This window comes from Mesorhizobium sp. M2A.F.Ca.ET.037.01.1.1 (genome assembly GCF_003998075.1).
GTDB lineage: Bacteria > Pseudomonadota > Alphaproteobacteria > Rhizobiales > Rhizobiaceae > Mesorhizobium.
The window spans coordinates 1-2,376 of the sequence record NZ_RZSA01000982.1 but is presented as its reverse complement, the minus strand read 5'-3'; the positions used below and the strand labels follow the sequence as shown (position 1 = coordinate 2,376).

The following is a 2,376-nucleotide window of genomic DNA, read 5'->3' as shown; positions in this document are numbered from 1 at the left end:
GTGGCTGGTCGGCTAAATCTCCACCGTCCGCTGGACTGGCGTCCTTCGGTTCTCGAACCATTCTCCAATCCGTGACCCTGATGCCGTTTGTCTCTGGCTTCGGTCACATAGTGGCGTTCGGCTCCCGGCTTCCTATTCTCCTTCAGGAGCGCAGCCCGGCACTGCCAGGCTCGCTAGAGCATCATCAGGACAGCCGGGATATCGTTGACGCGCATCCTTGCCCGTTGTGGCCGCGCTGTTCGTAAGGGCGCTGCTCGCGCAGGAGCTGGAATGCGATCGTCAATAGTTTTCGCGCTATCGCCACCCTGGCCTTGTTGCTGCCGTGGGGCTTCAGGCGCTCATATTGTTCTCTCAGTTGGGGATCGGTGGCGACGGCTGGACCAATCGCTTCGACAAAAGCCCAGCGCAGCCATTTGTTGCCCTGCTTGATGATCTTGCCATGGTAAGTCTTGCCACCGCTCGCATAGGTTGACGGGACAAGGCCGGCATAGGCGGCAAGTTTCTTGGCCGAGCGGAAACGGCGGATATCGTCGATCTCGGCGTCGATCAGTCGGGCGAAGAATTCCCCGATGCCGGGAATTGTCTTCAGCAGCTTCACATTGGTGTTCTCTCGCGTCAGCGCCCGGATCGTCGCTTCCGACTGTTTGATCCGCGCATTGATATCGTCGACGAAGGCGAGGCTGCGGTCGATCTGGATGCGATCGATCGGCGAGACAGGCAATTCCGCCAATTGCTTGCGCCCGGTCTTGCCGAACAGATCGGCGAGCTTCTTGAGCCGGACCGTCTGCTCCGGATAGCGGTCGAAGACTGTGATGACGCGGTTCTTCACCATGGTGCGCAGCCGCACGTAAAACATACGCTCGCGTAGCGCCAGGCGCAGTTCCCGCGCTTGTTCGCTCGGCGCCCAGGCTTCGGGAACAAGATCGGCTCGCAGCAAATGCGCCAGCACCGTCGCGTCGATCTTGTCCGTCTTGATCTTGGCGTCGGCGATCGCCTTCACCTTCAAAGGGTGGGCGAGCACGACATCATCGCAGATGTCGTCCAGCCAGTCGTAGATGACCATCCAGTTGCGGGTGGCCTCGACGACAGCATGGGAGTTGTCCCTGTAGCGATCCAAAAACGCCGCGATCGAATGGCGGTCGTTCTTGACCCGCCCCGAGCGCAGCGTTCGCCCGGTTCCATCCTGAACGACGAGATGGCTGTAGGATCCGTGGTAATCCACGCCGATGTGATAATCGTAAGGCACGGTCGCACTTCCTCCGTTATTGAGAGTCTCGAAACCCCAATACGGTACGCCGCAAGGTAGGAAGTGCGACTGTCCCTCGAGCACCATCAACATCTTTGGCGATCCGTTCTTCCAGTAAGCGCAGCCTCTTTCATGCCACCTCCTTCTTTGATCGCCTGTTGCGTGCGATCCGCGCCCGCAGCGTGTTGATCCGGTCACCTGAGAGCTCGATTTGCCACGGCTGTCCCTTCGTGAGCTGGTGCCCCTCGAGCCAGCCGCGTGCGAGATAGTCGAAGACGGTTTGTGGTGTGACGCCCAGGGCGACGGCCGCCCCTTGAACAGAGTAGGTTCCATCTGGCCATCGGTCGGGATTGGCGCTCGTCCCGTTGATCTTGACGGTGGGGATGCCCCAACGTGTCCGCAGAAGCCAGACATTCTCACCTTTGAACGCGCAGCCGCGTGCTGCGACAAAGCCTTCCGCGTTCAAGGCCGCCGCAATCTCCTTGTCCATTTTGCCCGCGGCGTTGAGTTCGATCACTCGGCTCCGCAGCCGCTCCAGATCGATGTAGTCGCCATAGGTGTGGACCCGCCTCTGGAGAGAATGCTCGCTTGTCGCTCCCGTATGCCACAGGATCTTGAACCAGACCTGGCCCTGGAAGCTTTTTGGTCGAGGACGACCTCGCCAATGATGAGACGCAAAATGGCCTTTCGCTCGGCCGATGTTGTGGAAGGGGCGTGCCAGATGCCGGGCAGATCCTCCCCCAGCTTTTGCAGCGCTTGGCGGTCGGACTCGCTCAAGACCAGGGGCTCGTCGGATCGCCATCGTTCGTAATCCTGTTCGATCGCCTCGGCAGCGCGCAGCTTCTCTTCCCAGCCGCGCTCCAGCGACCGTGCCACCAGACGGTTCTCCGGCTCCACAGCATCATATTGGCGCCGTGCTCTTTCCGCCTCATAGCGCGCCCGTTCGCGCCGCAGTGCCCACTGCCGTCTCCTCTTCGATCTGGCCAAGGGCGGCGATGGCGATCGCGATCTTGTCCGGCCTCAAGGCCTCGAGCAGGATGCTTTCGACATGCGCATCGACGGGCAATGCCCGCACTTCCTGGCATAGCGGCCCGCCGTCCTGATCGCGGTCGGCGCGGACACGTATAGAC

General features: G+C 61.0%; 4 protein-coding genes. All 4 read right to left on the bottom strand.

Going from position 1 to position 2,376, the window contains the following annotated elements:
- Positions 1-184 precede the first annotated feature (184 nt).
- The gene (locus tag EOA27_RS32245; RefSeq protein WP_189562190.1) at positions 185-1,339 is read right to left on the bottom strand and encodes an IS110 family transposase; all 1,155 of its coding nucleotides are present in this window, start codon (positions 1,337-1,339) and stop codon (positions 185-187) included.
- A gap of 37 nt (positions 1,340-1,376) precedes the next feature.
- Positions 1,377-1,763: a hypothetical protein gene (locus EOA27_RS32240; RefSeq protein ID WP_127258245.1), complete on the bottom strand. Its 387-nt coding sequence runs from the start codon at positions 1,761-1,763 to the stop codon at positions 1,377-1,379.
- Positions 1,760-2,122, bottom strand: a complete 363-nt coding sequence (locus EOA27_RS32235) for a hypothetical protein (RefSeq protein ID WP_127258243.1) — start codon at positions 2,120-2,122, stop codon at positions 1,760-1,762. Before EOA27_RS32235 ends, EOA27_RS32240 begins: the two co-directional genes overlap by 4 nt.
- 52 nt (positions 2,123-2,174) lie before the next feature.
- A partial coding sequence (locus EOA27_RS41095) for a hypothetical protein (protein WP_210214188.1) occupies positions 2,175-2,376 on the bottom strand: 202 nt, incomplete at its 5' end.